11 protein-coding genes are annotated in these 16,088 nt (G+C 61.7%); 9 read left to right on the top strand and 2 right to left on the bottom strand.

Going from position 1 to position 16,088, the window contains the following annotated elements:
* Positions 1 to 48 precede the first annotated feature (48 nt).
* Together ASD64_RS16145 and ASD64_RS16140 are read right to left on the bottom strand one after the other, a co-directional pair.
* Positions 49 to 312, bottom strand: coding sequence for a hypothetical protein (locus ASD64_RS16145; protein ID WP_056107157.1), 264 nt, complete (start codon positions 310 to 312; stop codon positions 49 to 51).
* A 141-nt stretch (positions 313 to 453) separates the two neighbouring features.
* The gene (locus ASD64_RS16140) at positions 454 to 2,934 is read right to left on the bottom strand and encodes a mechanosensitive ion channel family protein (RefSeq protein WP_056106863.1); all 2,481 of its coding nucleotides are present in this window, start codon (positions 2,932 to 2,934) and stop codon (positions 454 to 456) included.
* A gap of 208 nt (positions 2,935 to 3,142) precedes the next feature.
* Here ASD64_RS16140 and ASD64_RS16135 point away from each other — a divergent pair, with 208 nt between their 5' ends.
* The 9 genes from ASD64_RS16135 to ASD64_RS16095 all read left to right on the top strand — a co-directional run bounded on the left by ASD64_RS16135 (position 3,143) and on the right by ASD64_RS16095 (position 16,067).
* Positions 3,143 to 4,402 (top strand): sarcosine oxidase subunit beta, encoded by a 1,260-nt coding sequence (locus tag ASD64_RS16135; RefSeq protein ID WP_056106861.1) that lies wholly within the window; start codon positions 3,143 to 3,145, stop codon positions 4,400 to 4,402.
* A gap of 68 nt (positions 4,403 to 4,470) precedes the next feature.
* On the top strand, positions 4,471 to 4,767 hold the full coding sequence (locus ASD64_RS16130) for a sarcosine oxidase subunit delta (protein WP_056106859.1): 297 nt from the start codon (positions 4,471 to 4,473) through the stop codon (positions 4,765 to 4,767).
* The gene (locus ASD64_RS16125; protein ID WP_056106857.1) at positions 4,764 to 7,760 is read left to right on the top strand and encodes a sarcosine oxidase subunit alpha family protein; all 2,997 of its coding nucleotides are present in this window, start codon (positions 4,764 to 4,766) and stop codon (positions 7,758 to 7,760) included. The genes ASD64_RS16130 and ASD64_RS16125 overlap by 4 nt, the downstream gene beginning before the upstream one ends.
* Positions 7,753 to 8,340, top strand: coding sequence for a sarcosine oxidase subunit gamma family protein (gene soxG / locus ASD64_RS16120; RefSeq protein WP_056106855.1), 588 nt, complete (start codon positions 7,753 to 7,755; stop codon positions 8,338 to 8,340). Before ASD64_RS16125 ends, soxG begins: the two co-directional genes overlap by 8 nt.
* A 192-nt stretch (positions 8,341 to 8,532) precedes the next feature.
* Positions 8,533 to 9,075, top strand: a complete 543-nt coding sequence (locus ASD64_RS16115; protein ID WP_056107154.1) for a helix-turn-helix domain-containing protein — start codon at positions 8,533 to 8,535, stop codon at positions 9,073 to 9,075.
* A gap of 20 nt (positions 9,076 to 9,095) precedes the next feature.
* A complete protein-coding gene (locus ASD64_RS16110) occupies positions 9,096 to 11,549 on the top strand; it encodes a GcvT family protein (RefSeq protein ID WP_056106853.1) in 2,454 nt (817 codons plus the stop codon).
* Between the two features lie 3 nt (positions 11,550 to 11,552).
* Positions 11,553 to 12,734 (top strand): pyridoxal phosphate-dependent aminotransferase, encoded by a 1,182-nt coding sequence (locus tag ASD64_RS16105; RefSeq protein WP_056106851.1) that lies wholly within the window; start codon positions 11,553 to 11,555, stop codon positions 12,732 to 12,734.
* Positions 12,731 to 15,190 carry a GcvT family protein gene (locus ASD64_RS16100; protein ID WP_056106849.1) on the top strand — a complete coding sequence of 820 codons (2,460 nt, stop codon included), beginning with the start codon at positions 12,731 to 12,733 and terminating at the stop codon, positions 15,188 to 15,190. Before ASD64_RS16105 ends, ASD64_RS16100 begins: the two co-directional genes overlap by 4 nt.
* A gap of 73 nt (positions 15,191 to 15,263) precedes the next feature.
* On the top strand, positions 15,264 to 16,067 hold the full coding sequence (locus ASD64_RS16095) for a creatininase family protein (RefSeq protein ID WP_056106847.1): 804 nt from the start codon (positions 15,264 to 15,266) through the stop codon (positions 16,065 to 16,067).
* The last annotated feature ends 21 nt before the right edge of the window (positions 16,068 to 16,088 follow it).

Here is a 16,088-nt window from a genome sequence, read left to right as displayed (position 1 = left end):
CGGGCATATTGCCCGGCCTTCGCCTGCTCGCGACACAAGCGCGCGATGCTATTTGACCTTGGCCACACCGCCGGAAATCTCGACGGTTTCCGAACCCGTCAGGGCCTCCAGGTCACCGTTGGGCAAGGTGACGAAGCAGCCGCTCGGGCAGAATTCCACAGTCTCGCCCGCCGCCAGCGCCAGTTCGGTCTTGCTACCGCCTTCCGTAACGATAAGGGTACGCGTTTCCGCGTCCTTGTTGACGGCGCTCGCGGCAAAAGCCGCGCCGCCCGCGGCCAAAAGCACCGTGCCGGCGATCAGTGACTTCCACATTGCATTTCCGGTGTTGCCACCGCCTCTGTTGCCACTTGCAAGGCGTTTTTCGCCGTTGCAGACGAGCTTATAGGAGAATGAAGCTGAACCGCAACTGAATGCCCCATTCATGCCGCAATTGGTTTCGGAGCCGTCCAGGGTCTAGCTCGGGTCAGGTTTTCGCGGCTTGCGACGGCTTTTCACCGCCTTCTGTTCCGCCTCGGTCCTGAGGCGTTCACGCTCGGCGAACTCGGCCTCCGTCTTGTCGTCGTCGCCCGGCCACGGCTCGAGCTTCGGCATCTCCACCACGGCGCGCGGCGTCGACGGTATCTCGATACCTTCGCGGCTGAAGGCATCGAGGATGGCAAAGCGAATGTCGTTCTGGACACCGCCGCCGTTCAGGATGTCCGCCAGATAGATGCGAACCTCGAATTCCAGCGCGGCGGTGCCGAAATTGGTGAACTGCACGAACGGTTCCGGGTTCTTCAGCACCAGGGGATGGCTGCGCGCTATCTCCTGCAGGATTTCATGCACCCGCTTCACATCGCTGCCATAGGCTACCCCGACCTTGACCTCGACACGGCCGAGCTTGTTGCGGTGCGTCCAGTTGCCTACCGCATTGTTTATCAAATTGGAGTTGGGCAGAGTGACCGACTGACGCTGGAACGTTTCGATCTCGGTGGCGCGCACGCTGATCTTTCTGACCGTGCCGCTGACTTCGCCGGCCACGATCCAGTCGCCGACCTTGAACGGCCGTTCTGCAAGCAGGATGAGGCCGGAGACGAAGTTCGAGACGACATTTTGAAGGCCAAAACCGATGCCGAGGGAAAGCGCGCCGGCAACAAGGGCCAGATTCGACAGATCGATGCCCGCCGCCGATATCCCGACCAGTGCCGCAACCGCCACACCGGCGTAGCCGACAGCGAGTCGTATGGAGTTGCGCACCCCGGCATCCACCTTGCCACGCGCCATGACCGAGCCATCGAGCCAGCCCTGGAACCAGCGGGTCAGGAAATAGCCGATGACGAAAACGACAAGGCCGGACAGGATGCCGGTGAAGGATATGGTCACCGATCCTATGGTCAGGCCCGTGGCCAGCTTGTAACCCCAAGCTTGGACATCGCCCGGCTGGAACCCCCACATAAGCAGGATCAGCGGCAGGAACACCACGACGATCAGCAAGTTGAGGCCGATACTGACGGCAACGCCGAGTTGGTCGAGAGTGCCACCTTCGAGTTTGCCATTGTCGGCCAGCCAGCGGCCGGCGGACGAACTTTCAAATCCTCCCTCTGCCCCGATCGCTTTCGCCGACAAGAAACCGATATAGGCGGTCACCAGGATGGTGCCTGTGACCACCACCTGCAGTGAAACGAATATGGCAAGGCCGATGTAGCCCAAAAGCGCCGCCAGGATGGTGAAGCCGCCCGTCAGAAAGGCGCTGTAGCGCAGCCACGCCGGCCAGGGGCGCCAATCCCCTTCAAGCGTTTTGAAAGGCTTCACCAGCCCCATCATGATGACGATCGCGCCAACCACGATGGTCGCAACGAAGCTGCGCGCGACGGTCAGCGAAAGAGGCGACCTCATCTGTTCGTTGATCACGGAGAGGAACGTATTGAGGCCCACCACGATCGCCATGGCGGTGGCCAGCCGCACCAGCCACCGTGCCGCGCTCGATTCGACTGGAATGAGGCGCCAGTTCGGCAGGTTTGGCGCAAGAGCGGCATTCGCAAGCCGGTTGACGAGGAACATGATCGTCACAATCAGCATCATGGTAGAAAGGAAAATGCCGATATCGCCGCGCAACACATTGTAGGTGTCGAAGAAGAAATAGGTTGAAAGGAAAAACACGCCGAGCGCCGCTGTCGGCAAAAGCGTCGACCAGAAAGCAACCGACAGCCGGCTGAGATACGATGGATCTTCGGCGGCGGGGTCAGCCTGCAGTAAGCGTCCGAACAGACGCCTGCCGCCAATCATGAGCACCGCTGCGGCCGCAAGCGCCATCAACGTTGCCAGGACAACGGCCTGGAGTTTGAATTTGAATGCGAAACTGGTCCATGAGGAAATTGCGGTAAAGAACTTGCGGATTTCCTGACCGAAGTCCGACACCACCGTCCCGCTCAGCGCATCGGTAAGCTGATAGCGTTTCGTCAACAGACTGCGAAACAGTTTGCTTCGCATGGAAGCTATCTGGTCGATCAGTTTTGCGCTGCGAACCGAAAGATCCTGCGCCTTGGCCAGAACGACGTTGATCTGGGTCTTCTCGGCTGCAAGGGCCTTTCGCTCGTTCCTTACGATATCTGCTTCCGTCGCCTCGCCTTCCGCAGGGGCCGTGCCAAGCTGCTCCAGCCTCGAATTTATTTCAGCAAGCCTTGGCCGGAACACGAGCGCGCCGTTCAGCGCCTGGTGCGACACTTTCTCGAGTTCCAGACGGGCCTCGAGCAATTTGTCATCGTCTTCGCCAACCTGATCGAGCCTCTTTTCAAGGCTGTCGACTTCGCTGGTAAGAGCATTGAGTGCGCCCTGCTGCTCGACGATGAGCGGGGTCGGCGCAGGCGGTTGGTCCTGCGCTGCCGCAGGACCGCCCGATTGCCACGCAAAGACCAGTGTCAGCAGCAGGATGAAACGAAATATCCGCAAGGCCATATCCGGTTAAATGACTTGTTCAGCGGGCGAAAAGCAGGCTCACGCGCCGCCATTGATAGAGGCGGCGGCCTGAAGGAGCAAGCCGCCTTGCCCCATCGCAGCGGAGTCGATTTGTTGAAAAGCAGCGGCGTAATATTGGCCTTTCAAGGCTACCCTGCTCTATAGTCTGCCCGCGGCCCGAACGAATAGAAACGGCGGAATATCTACCATGGCGGAATATTCGGCCTTTGCGCTGATCAGGAATGCGCTCAACGGCAACAAGGACTGGAAGCCGGCCTGGCGCAAGCCCGAGCCGAAGGCCTCCTATGATGTCATCGTCATCGGCGGCGGCGGCCACGGTCTTTCGACCGCCTATTATCTTGCCAAGGAACATGGCATCACCAATGTCGCCGTGCTGGAAAAGGGTTGGCTCGGTTCGGGCAATGTCGGCCGCAACACCACCGCCGTGCGTTCGAACTACCTCCTGCCGGCCAACACCCGCTTCTACGAGCATTCCATGAAGCTGTGGGAAGGCCTGTCCCACGACCTCAACTACAACGTGATGTTTTCGCAGCGTGGCTGCCTCAACCTGGCCCACACGCCGGCCCAACTCGACGACTATGCCCGTCGCGGCAACGCCATGCGCCATCAGGGCGTTGATGCCGAACTGATGACACCGGCCGAAATCTCGCGTCTCATACCGGCTATGGACGTGTCGCGCGACGCGCGCTTTCCGGTGTATGGCGGGCTGATGCAGCCGCGCGCCGGCACCGCCCGCCACGATGCCGTTGCCTGGGGCTATGCCCGCGCCGCCGACCGCCGCGGCGTCGATATCGTCGAAAACTGCGAGGTAACGGGCTTCCTGCACGAGGGCAAACGCATCGTGGGCGTCACCACAACACGTGGCGACATCCGTGCCAAGAAAGTGGCAGTGACTGTCGCCGGCAGCACAGGGCGCGTCATGCAGATGGCCGGCATCGAGCGGTTGCCTATCGAAAGCCACGTGCTGCAGGCCTTCGTCACCGAATCGCTGAAGCCGTTCATCAATACGGTCGTGACGTTCGGCATGGGGCACTTCTATATGTCGCAGTCCGACAAGGGAGGCCTGATCTATGGCGGCGACCTCGACGGCTACAACAGCTATGCCCAGCGCGGCAATCTGCCAGTCGTGGAAGAAGTGATGGCCGAAATGCTGGCGCTGTTCCCGAGCCTCGCCCCGGCGCGCGTTCTGCGGTCCTGGGGTGGTGTCTGCGACATGACCATGGACGGCTCTCCGATCATCACCACCGGACCTTTACCCGGCATGTATCTCAACTGCGGCTGGTGTTACGGCGGCTTCAAGGCGACCCCCGCATCCGGCTGGTGCTTTGCCCACACCATCGCCAAGGACGAACCGCACGAACTCAACGCCGCCTTCACGCTCGACCGCTTCCACCGCGGCGCCCTCATTGACGAGAAGGGCCAGGGCGCTACGCCCCGGCTGCACTAGGCCATGATCCCGAAAAGTGGAACCCGGTTTTCGGATAAGATCATGGCCGAACAAAAAGACACAAGGCCATGCTGATCACCTGTCCCTATTGCGGGCCGCGCGACGTGTCCGAATTCACCTACCAGGGTGATGGCAACCGTCAACGTCCCGCGCCCGCGTCGCAGAACCTTGATGCATGGAATGAATATGTCTACGAACGGCTGAATCCCGCCGGTGACCATAATGAGGTGTGGCAGCACTCTGGCGGATGCCGGTCGCATCTCAGGGTCGTGCGCAACACGCTGACTCACGAGATCTCCAGCGTGGCATTCGCACGTGGACATGTCGCGCACCGATCGCCGGCCAAGCGGGGAACCAAGACATGAGCCCGCGTCGTGCAACTTCAGGTGGCCGCATCGACCGGCTGCGCACCATCCATTTCACCTTCGATGGCGCACCTTGCACCGGCCATGCCGGCGACACATTGGCCTCTGCCCTGCTCGCCAGCGGCGTCACCCTGTTCGGCCGCTCCTTCAAGTACCACCGGCCGCGTGGCGTGCTGACTGCAGGCATTGATGAACCAAATGCGTTGGTGACCGTATTGCGAGGCGACGTGCGCGAGCCGAACATTCCGGCAACCACGGTCGAGATTTACGACGGCCTCGTCGCCGAAAGCCAGAACCGTTTCCCTTCGCTTGCCTGGGATATCAGCGCGATCAACCAGCTTGCCGGCAAGCTGATCTCGGCTGGCTTCTACTACAAGACCTTCATGGGTCCCGCCATCGGCCCATTGAAGGGCACGCGCTTCTGGATGCTGTGCGAACGCTTCATCCGCCGCGCCGCCGGACTTGGCCGTGCCGGACGTGCCGCCGATCCCTCGCGCTACGAGCGCATGAATGCTTTTTGCGATGTGCTGATCGTCGGCTCCGGGCCAGCCGGACTGATGGCAGCCGCTTCAGCCGCCGACAACGGCGCGCGCGTGATCCTCGCAGAACTCGATGCACGGCTTGGCGGCTCCGCCAACTGGTCGGGGGAAATCATTGACGGCATGCCGGCCGCGGAGTGGGCGGCGGGTCTCGCCGAGGGGTTGAAGGCACACAACAACATCCGCGTCCTGCCCAGAACGACGGTGTGGGGGTTCTATGACGGCAACACCCTTGCCGCGCTCGAACGCGTAACCGACCACAAGGAACGGCTAGGCAAAGGAGAGCCGCGCCATCGTCATTGGGTCATCCGGGCAAAGAAAGTGGTGCTGGCAACCGGCGCGCTGGAACGCCCAATGGTGTTTCCCGGCAACGACCGCCCCGGCGTCATGCTGGCTGGTGCAGCAAGACGCTATGCCAACGAATTCGGCGTGCTGGCCGGCGGCAAGGTGGCGCTGTTCACCAACAACGATACCGCCTATCACGCCGCCACGGCTCTGCAGAAGGCAGGCGCCAGCGTCGCCGCGATCTTCGATGTGCGGGCAAATGTTTCCGACGCCATGCGCAATCTGGCCAGCGATGCGGGGGCGGAGGTCCATGCGGGCCACGCCGTCGTGGGAACTGAAGGCAGCAGGGCGCTTGCCGGCGTCAAGGTGCAGCGGTTTGACAGTACAAACGGCGCCCTGAGCGGCGAATCGCGCACCGTCGAGGCCGACTGCCTGTTGATGTCGGGTGGCTGGTCGCCGGCCATCCATCTGGCCAGCCAGGCGGGCGGGAAGGCCCAATGGGATGCCGAGTTGCAAGCCTTCCTGGCACCCCAAGCTGCAGGGAACTGGATCGGTGCCGGTGCCTTCAACGGCAGCTTTTCCACGGCAGAGGCCATCGCCGAGGGCCACGCAGCGGGACTTGCAGCGACGGGAAGCAAGGCGGCGGCGAACGACGACCTGCCTGTGGCGGACGCCGTTGCCGGCGATCCAGCACCCGCATCTGTTTTCGAGATCAGAGCCAACGGCAAAAGCTTTGTCGACTTCCAGCACGACGTCACGGCCGAAGACGTGCGTCTGGCCCATCGCGAAGGCTTTGTCTCGGTCGAGCACCTGAAGCGCTACACCACGCTTGGCATGGCGACCGACCAGGGCAAGACCTCGAACATACCCGGCCTTGCCATCATGGCAGAGGCGCTCGGCAAGCCTATACCCGAAGTCGGCACCACGCGTTTCCGCCCGCCCTTTGCACCTGTCTCCGTCGGCTCGCTTGCAGCCGAGCGCTATGGCGACATCCGGGCTGAACGGCTGACGCCGATGCATGACTGGCATCTCGAACATGGCGCGACCATGTATGCGGCAGGTCTCTGGCACCGTCCGATGGTCTACGGCGATCCCGGCGAAACGATCGAACAATCCTATGTGCGCGAAGCCAAGACCACCCGTGAAACCGCCGGCATCGTCGATGTCTCGACGCTGGGCAAGATCGCCGTGCAGGGACCGGATGCCGCCGAATTGCTCGACCGCGTATACACCAACATGTTCTCCACACTGGCCATCGGCAAGGCGCGCTATGGGCTGATGCTGCGCGAGGATGGTATCGCGCTTGACGACGGTACCACCTGGCGTCTGGGACAGAATGATTTCCTGATGACAACCACCACGGCCAATGCCGGTAAGGTGATGCAGCATCTGGAATATTTCCTCGACCTGATCTGGCCGGAACTCAAGGTCACCCTCACCTCGGTCACCGACCAGTGGGCGGGCGCTGCGATCGGCGGACCCCAAGCACGTGCCATTCTGGCAAACTGCGTCAAGGAAACGCCGGTCGATAACACTGCCCTGCCTTTCATGGGCATCGTCCACGGCAGGATCGCCGGCGTTCCGGTGATGATCTGCCGCTTGTCCTTCTCCGGCGAAATGGCGTTCGAAGTCTATTGCGGCGCGGATTACGGCACTCGCGTCTGGCAAGCGCTCATGGATGCGGGCAAACCGTTCGGGCTGGTTCCCTACGGGCTGGAAGCGCTCGGCACCATGCGCATCGAGAAGGGCCATGTGACAGGCGCGGAGCTCGATGGGCGGACGACGGCGCGCGACCTGCATCTCGACTGGATGCTGTCGAAAAAGAAGCCGTTCATCGGTTCAGCCATGATGGATCGCAACGGGCTTGCGACGCCCGATCGCCTTCAGCTCGTCGGCCTGGTTTCCCTCGATAGCCGCGCCTTGAGCGGCGGGGCTCATGTCGTGGAGGAACTGGACGAGCAAAATCCGCACGGTTCCATCGGCCACGTCACCGCGGCCTGCTATTCGCCGGCGCTCGGCAAGTATATCGCGCTTGCCTTGGTCAAAGGTGGCAAGGCGCGCCATGGCAGTCGCGCCTTCGTGTCCGATCCGCTGCGCAAGCGCTTCGGTCCGGTCGAGATTGTCAGCCATCATTTCTATGACGCTGAAGGGAGCCGCATGCATGGCTGAGCGCCTGTCACCGTTGGAACCAGTGCTGCGTCAGGGTTCGTACGGCCAATTCGAGAACGGCGTCGGCATCATTCTGTCGGAGACGGCACCCGGCTCAATTGTTCAACTGGCCGCGTGGCCAGGTCAGGAAAAGGCGATCATTGCCGCTATCAAGAAAGCCACCGGCCTCGCCTTGCCGGATGGCGCAGGCGGCGGTGTTGCCAGCAGCACGAAAGCTGCCTTCGGCTTCGCGCCCGCCAAATTCATGGTGGTCGATGAGGCCGAAGGCGTGGCCGAGGCCCTTGCCAAGGCTGTAGCGCCGGAAGGCGGAACGGTGACCGATCTTTCGCATGGCCGTACCGCAATCCGCATCAGCGGCCCCAAAGCGGAATGGGTGTTGGCCAAGTTCTTCGCCATCGACTTTTCGCTCGTTGCCTTTCCGGTCGGCGCGGGGCGTTCCACGATGCATCACGACATCTTCGCCCAGATCCAGCGCTCGGCAGCGGATCAGTACGATGTCTACGTATTTCGTTCCTTCGCCCGCAGTTTCTGGCACACACTTCGCCGTGGCTGCGAGGAAGTCGGCTACGAAGTAAGATAGACCGCCTCCCCCGCCAAATCCGCACCGGCAGACAGCAATCTGGCCCATGCAATTCCTCTTGATTCCTTCATGGGATTTTCGTCTCATGAAAACACAGGTGATTTTTTCATGAACTTCATGGGTTCTATCAAGGTAACGACTGTGCCAACGACAGCGATCCCGAACGAAGCGGAACATCCGGAAGGCGAACGCCTGCTTGCCAGCGACATTCGTGCGCTGCGCAAGGCCCGCGGCCTGACCCTTGCTGAGGTAGGGCTGAAACTTCGCCGTTCGATCGGCTGGCTGAGCCAGGTCGAACGCGGCCTGTCCATTCCCTCGCTCGGTGATCTGCGCGCCTTCGCCAACCTGTTCGAGGTTCCGGTCAGCCTTTTTTTCAGTCACGACGTTCCAGAGGAAAGCGAGCGCGGCGTGATCGTCCGCGCCAGTCGTCGGCGCGCGCTCGGCACGAGCGAAAGCGGCCTGATCGAGGAGCTTTTATCGCCTGACCTCGGCGGCAGTTTCGAAATGCTCCGCTCGGTTTTCGCTCCCGGAGCTGAACTGACGGAGCCGGCGCTGCGGCCAACGGAAGAAGCCGGCTATGTCGTTTCCGGCATTTTCGAGATCGAAATCGCGGGCGACTGGCACCGCCTGGAGGCGGGCGACAGCTTCCGCTTCGAGAAGAAGCCATTTCGCTGGCGCAATCCAGGCACCGAACCGGCGGTGGTGATCTGGACAGTTTCACCGCCAGTGTACTGAAACGGGCCTGGGAGGATTGTATGGCTGATTTTCCGAAGACGGCGCGGGTGGTGATTATCGGCGGCGGCGCCGTTGGCACATCGTCGCTCTATCATCTCGCCAAAGCCGGCTGGACCGACTGCGTGCTTCTGGAAAAGAACGAACTTACCTCCGGCTCGACCTGGCATGCGGCCGGAAACGTCCCGACCTTTTCCACCTCATGGTCGCTGATGAACATGCAGCGCTATTCGACCGAACTCTACCGGGACCTCGGCAAGGCAGTCGACTATCCGATGAACTACCACGTAACCGGCTCGCTCCGGCTTGCCCACAGCATTGAACGCATGCGCGAATTCCAGCGCGCCAAGGGCATGGGCCGCTACCAGGGCATGGATATCGAGGTCGTCGGTCCTGACGAGATCAAATCTCGTTATCCGTTCATCGACACGCACGACCTGCGGGGTGCCCTTTACGATCCGAGCGACGGCGACATCGATCCGGCTCAACTCACCCAGGCTTTGGCCAAGGGCGCGCGCGACATGGGCGCCAGGATCATCCGCTTCTGTCCCGTCTCCGGGGTGCGTCGCGACAAGGACGAATGGGTGGTGGAAACTCCGCAAGGCGAAATCCGCTGCGAAATCGTCGTCAATGCCGCCGGCTATCGGGCTGCGGAAGTCGGCAAGATGTTCGGTCGCAAGGTGCCGATGATGGTGATGAGCCATCAGTATATCCTGTTCGAGGAAATCCCCGAGCTTGCCGCATGGTCGAAGGAACAGGGCCGCAAGTTGCCGCTGCTGCGCGACGTCGATACCTCCTGGTATTTGCGGCAAGAGAAGAGCGGCATGAATCTCGGCCCCTATGAGCGCAACTGCCGCGCCCATTGGGCAAACGCCGACGATCCGATGCCTGAAGATTTCTCGTTCCAGCTTTTCCCGGACGACCTGGACCGGCTGGAGCATTACCTGGCCGATGCTGTCTCCCGCGTGCCGATCCTTGGAACTGCCGGCCTGTCGAAGGTTATCAATGGCCCCATCCCCTACGCACCGGATGGCAATCCGCTGATCGGGCCGATGCCCGGCGTGCCGAACGCCTTCGAGGCCTGCGTCTTCACCTTCGGTATCGCCCAAGCCGGCGGTGCAGGCAAAGTGCTGGCCGAATGGGTGACCGAAGGCCAGACGGAATGGGACATGTGGTCCTGCGATCCGCACCGCTTCACCGCCTTTGCCGCCGAGCCCGGCTACGCCGTCGCCAAGGGCAAGGAAATCTACGGCCACGAATACGCCATCCATTTCCCGCGCCACGCTTGGCCGGCGGCACGCGAACAAAAATTGTCGCCGATCCACGGCCGCATCAAGGCGCTTGGCGCCCAGTTTGGCACGGCGAATGGCTGGGAACGCGCCAATTGGTATGCGCAGCCCGGTGACGACATTTCCGAGCAGGCAACCCAGACCTTCCGCCGCGACGGCCCGTGGCAAAAGCGCATTCGCGAGGAATGCCTTGCCGTGCGCGATGCCGCCGGCATTCTCGACCTGCCCGGCTTTTCACGCTTCGAACTGGAAGGACCGGGTGCCGCCGAATGGCTAAGCCGCCAGATTACCGGCGCAGTGCCAAAACCAGGCCGTATCGGCCTTGCCTATTTCGCCGACGACAAGGGCCGCATCGTCACCGAAATGTCCGTGGTGCGCCAGTCCGAAGATGCCATGACGCTGATCACAGCCGCTGTCGCCCAACTGCACGATTTCGAGTGGCTGAAAACGCACATGCCCCCCGATGCGCCCTTCACGCTGACCGACACAACGCAAGATTACTCGACACAGATTCTTTCCGGCCCAAAATCCCGCGCGATCCTTGGCGAGGTCTGCGGCGCCAATCTGTCCCAGCAATGGCTGACACATCTGGAAACGACAATTTCCGGCCGCTGGGCGCGCCTGATCCGCGTCTCCTTTGCCGGCGAACTGGGCTGGGAAATCCACACCAAAGTCGCCGACACATCGGCGGTTTTCGACGCCGTGTGGATCGCTGGCCAGAAACACGGTCTCAAGCCCTTCGGCATGTTCGCGCTGGATTCGCTGCGGCTGGAGAAAGGCTACCGTGCCTGGAAACAGGACCTTTCCACCGACTACACCGTCATGCAGGGCGGGCTGGAGCGCTTTGTGCGCTGGCAAAAACCGGACTTCCGCGGCAAGGCCGCTCTTGCAAATGAGAAGCAGCAGGGCGTCGCCAAGCGCTTTGTCACGCTGCTCGTCGAAAATCCGGGCGAGTGCGATGCGCCTTACATGTCGACACTCTGGCACGACGGCAAGATTGTCGGCGAAACGCTGTCAGGAGGCTGGGGTCACCGGATAGACGAATCGATTGCGCTGGGCATGCTACGCGCAGACCTCACCGAACCGGGAAGCGCCGTGGAAATCGAAATCTTCGGCGAACGTTTCAAGGCTGTCGTCCAGAAGGACGAGCCGCTTTGGGATCCGGACAACGAAAGATTGAAAGCCTGAAAAATGCCAACACCATCTAATCGTATTTCCGGCATCGTTCCTTCCGGCAAGGACGGCTGGGAAGTCCATTTTACCGCGTGGTCGCGCAAGCAGGCCGGCGAAGACATCATCATGCTGTCGGTCGGCGATCATGATTTCCATACGCCGAGCGAGACGGTGGAAGCCTGCGTCAACGCAGTGCGGGCCGGCCACCATCATTATACCCAGCTTCCCGGCATACCGGCTCTGCGCGCCGCAATGGCCAAGCTATCCACCCGCTGCACCGGCGTTGAAACCGCGCCGGACGAGGTGATCGCAACGCCTGGCGGACAAGCGGCACTTTATGCGGCCGTGCAAGGCACCATCGACCATGGGGAGCACGCCATCGTGGTGGCGCCCTATTATGCCACCTACCCCGGCACCTTCCGCGCCGCCGGCGCCGATTTCACGGTGGTCGAAACGCGCGCCGAGCACGGCTTCCAGCCGGATGCGGCGGCGATCGAAAATGCCGTCACGCCAAAAACGCGCGCCATCCTCATCAACTCGCCAAACAATCCGACCGGCGCGGTCTACACCCGGAAATCGCTGGAAGCCATCGCCGACGTCTGCCGCCGCCACGACCTCTGGCTTTTGTCCGACGAAGTCTACTGGACTCTGGGCGGCGGCGAACACGTTTCCCCGCGCGCGCTGCCCGGCATGGCGGAACGCACGTTGGTCATCAATTCCATGTCGAAGAGCCACGGCATGACCGGCTGGCGCATCGGCTGGCTGACAGGCCCCCGGCCTTTCATCAGCCTGCTGATCAGTCTCAACCTCGTTTCCACCTACGGCATGCCGGACTTCATCTCTCGGGCTGCCGTAGAGGCATTGGAGAACGACTATGGCATTGCCGAGATTGCCGAGCGCTATGCCGCGCGCCGCACCATGTTCCTCGACGCCATTCGTGGCATGAACGACGTTGTCGTGCGCGGCTCCGAGGGCGGCATGTATGTCATGCTCGACATCAGCGCCATCGAACCGGACGACGAAAAATTCGCCTGGGCTTTCCTTGAGGCAGAGAAAGTCGGCGTCATGCCCGGATCGAGCTTCGGCGAAGCTGCCGCCGGCCACCTGCGCATCAGCATGTGCCAGCCAGAGTCCGTTCTTCTGGAGGCGGCGCGAAGGTTGCGCCATTTCATCTCCATGTATCGCCGCGAGGCGGCATGAATTCCCCATCCGCGAAGCCTTTGCCGTCCAAGGCGCGGGCCGTCATCATCGGCGGCGGCGTCTCCGGTTGTTCGGTGGCCTACCATCTGGCCAAGCTCGGTTGGACCGACATCGTGCTTCTGGAGCGCAAGCAACTGACCTGTGGCACCACCTGGCACGCGGCTGGCCTGATTGGCCAGTTGCGCGGTTCGCAGAACATGACGCGGCTGGCGAAATATTCAGCCGATCTCTACATCAAGCTCGAGGAGGAAACCGGTGTCGGCACCGGCATGCGTCAGGTCGGCTCGATCACCGTAGCGCTGACCGAGGAACGCAAGCACGAGATCTACCGGCAGGCGTCGCTCGCCCGCGCCTTCGATGTCGACGTGCGCGAGATTTCACCCGCCGAAGTCAAGGAAATGTACCCGCACCTCAACATCTCCGATGTCGTTGGAGCCGTGCATCTGCCGCTCGACGGCCAGTGCGACCCCGCCAACATCGCCATGGCATTGGCCAAAGGCGCGCGCCAACGCGGCGCAAGGGTGGTCGAAGGCGTGAAGGTCACCAAGGTCCACACCAGGAACGGCCGCGTCAATGGCGTATCGTGGGCTCAGGGCGACGAGCACGGAACGATCGAAACCGACATCGTCATCAACTGCGCCGGCATGTGGGCGCGGGAACTCGGCCAGCAGAACGGCGTCAACATTCCTCTCCACGCCTGCGAGCACTTTTACCTCGTCACCGAACCGATCCCAGGCCTGTCGCGCCTGCCGGTGTTGCGGGTGCCCGACGAGTGCGCCTATTACAAGGAAGATGCCGGCAAGATGATGCTCGGCGCCTTTGAACCGATCGCCAAGCCTTGGGGCATGAACGGCATCAGCGAAGATTTCTGCTTCGACCAGTTGCCGGAAGACATGGAGCATTTCTCGCCCATCCTCGAAATGGGCGTCAACCGCATGCCGATACTGGAAACCGCCGGCATCCATACCTTTTTTTGCGGACCTGAGAGCTTCACGCCGGACGACCGCTACTACCTTGGCGAAGCGCCGGAACTTGGCGGTTATTGGACTGCGGCAGGCTACAACTCCATCGGCATCGTCTCGTCCGGCGGTGCCGGCATGGCACTGGCGCAATGGATCAACGACGGCGAAGCGCCCTTCGATCTATGGGAAGTCGATATCCGCCGTGTTCAGCCATTTCAGAAAAACCGCCGCTATCTGAAGGAGCGCGTCACCGAAACGCTTGGCCTGCTCTATGCCGACCACTTCCCCTATCGCCAGGTGGCTACCGCACGCGGCGTGCGCCGCTCACCACTGCACGAACATTTGAAAGCACGCGGCGCAGTGTTCGGAGAGGTCGCCGGCTGGGAACGCGCCAACTGGTTCGCCCGCGAAGGTCAGGAGCGTGAATACCGCTATTCGTGGAAGCGGCAGAATTGGCTCGACAACCAGCGCGAGGAGCATCTGGCCGTCCGCAACAATATCGGCCTGTTCGACATGACCTCGTTCGGCAAGATCAGGGTCGAAGGCCGCGATGCTCTGCAGTTCCTGCAAAGGCTGTGCGCCAACGATATCGATGTCGAAGCTGGCCGGATCGTCTACACCCAGATGCTCAACCAACGCGGCGGCATCGAAAGCGACCTGACGGTAACCCGGCTTTCCGAAACCGCCTTTTTCCTCGTCGTGCCCGGCGCTACCCTCCAGCGGGATCTTGCCTGGCTGAGAAAGCATCTGCGCGACGAATTCGCGGTCATCACCGACGTCACTGCTGCCGAGAGCGTCTTGTGCCTGATGGGTCCGCGATCACGCGACTTGATTCAAAAGGTAAGCCCGAACGATTTCTCAAACGAAAACAATCCGTTCGGAACGTTTCAGGATATAGAAATCGGCCTTGGCATTGCCCGCGCCCATCGCATCACCTATGTCGGAGAACTTGGCTGGGAGCTTTACGTGCCAACCGACCAGGCCGCGCACGTCTTTGAAGAAATCGAGACGGCCGGCGCGGGTTTGGGACTGAAACTTTGCGGCCTCCACACGCTGGATTCCTGTCGGATCGAAAAAGCATTCCGCCATTTCGGCCACGACATCACCGACGAAGACCATGTTCTCGAAGCCGGCCTAGGCTTTGCCGTGAAGACCGCCAAAGGTGACTTCATTGGCCGTGACGCGGTTTTGCGCAAGAAGGGTGCCGACCTGTCACGCCGGTTGGTCCAGTTCCGCCTGATGGACGCCGAGCCGCTGCTGTTCCACAACGAGGCGATCGTCCGCGACGGCAAGATTGTGGGCACCATCACCAGCGGCAATTACGGCCACCATCTCGGCGGCGCGATCGGCCTGGGCTATGTACCCAGCGCCGGTGAAAGCGAAGCGGATACACTCGCCTCATCCTACGAGATCGAAATCGCCGGCGAGCGCTTCGCCGCCGATGCTTCGCTGAAACCGATGTACGATCCGAAATCCGAACGGGTGCGCCTGTAGCCTTTCCCCTCGCCCTGCCGGCTGGAAACGGGTAAAGCTCGCCCTAGAACGAACAACAGTGCCGGATTTCGATATGGGCGGGACAAGAAGGCGATCCTGGTGGGGCGACTACAAGGCGGCGGATTTCGCCCGCATCGATCCGGACGCGACCATCGCCGTGCTGCCGGTAGCCGCGATAGAACAGCATGGCCCGCATCTGCCGGTTTCCACCGACACGGCGATCATGGAAGGCATGCTCGAAGCGGTGGTTTCGCGCCTGCCCGATGATCTCGATGTACGCATCCTTCCGGTCCAAGCGGTTGGGAAATCAGATGAACACGTCTACGCGCCCGGAACGCTGACCCTTCCGCCCGCAACGCTGATCGATGCATGGACGGAACTTTGTGCTTCCATAGCCCGCGCCGGCGTAAAGAAACTCGTCGTCGTCAATTCGCACGGCGGCAATGAGGAAATCATCGGCATCGTCGCCCGCAACCTCCGGGTGCGCTTCGGCATGCTGGCGGTCAAGACAAGCTGGGAGCGGTTCGGACGGCCGCAGGACCTGTTCAGCGACATCGAAGTGCGCCAAGGCATCCATGGCGGCGATGTCGAGACATCGCTGATGCTGCATTTCCGGCCTGATCTGGTCGACATGGACAAGGCTGAAGACTTCGCCTCCAGTTCGGTAAAGGCCGAGCGTGAATTCGAACTGTTGAAGCCGCAAAGCCCGCATGCTTTTGCCTGGATCGCTACCGATCTCAATCCGCGCGGCGTGGTCGGCAACGCTGCAGCCGCAACTGCCGATAAGGGCCGACTGACCGCCGAGCACCAGGCAGCAGGGTTCGTCACCCTGCTGAAGGACATGCGCAAGGCCAAGCTCGCCGACTGGCTTTCCTGATCGGAACAACACCGCCTCGCG

This window comes from Mesorhizobium sp. Root157, from assembly GCF_001427385.1.
Classification (GTDB): Bacteria; Pseudomonadota; Alphaproteobacteria; order Rhizobiales; family Rhizobiaceae; genus Mesorhizobium.
This window is presented reverse-complemented; position numbering and strand designations above follow the sequence as displayed.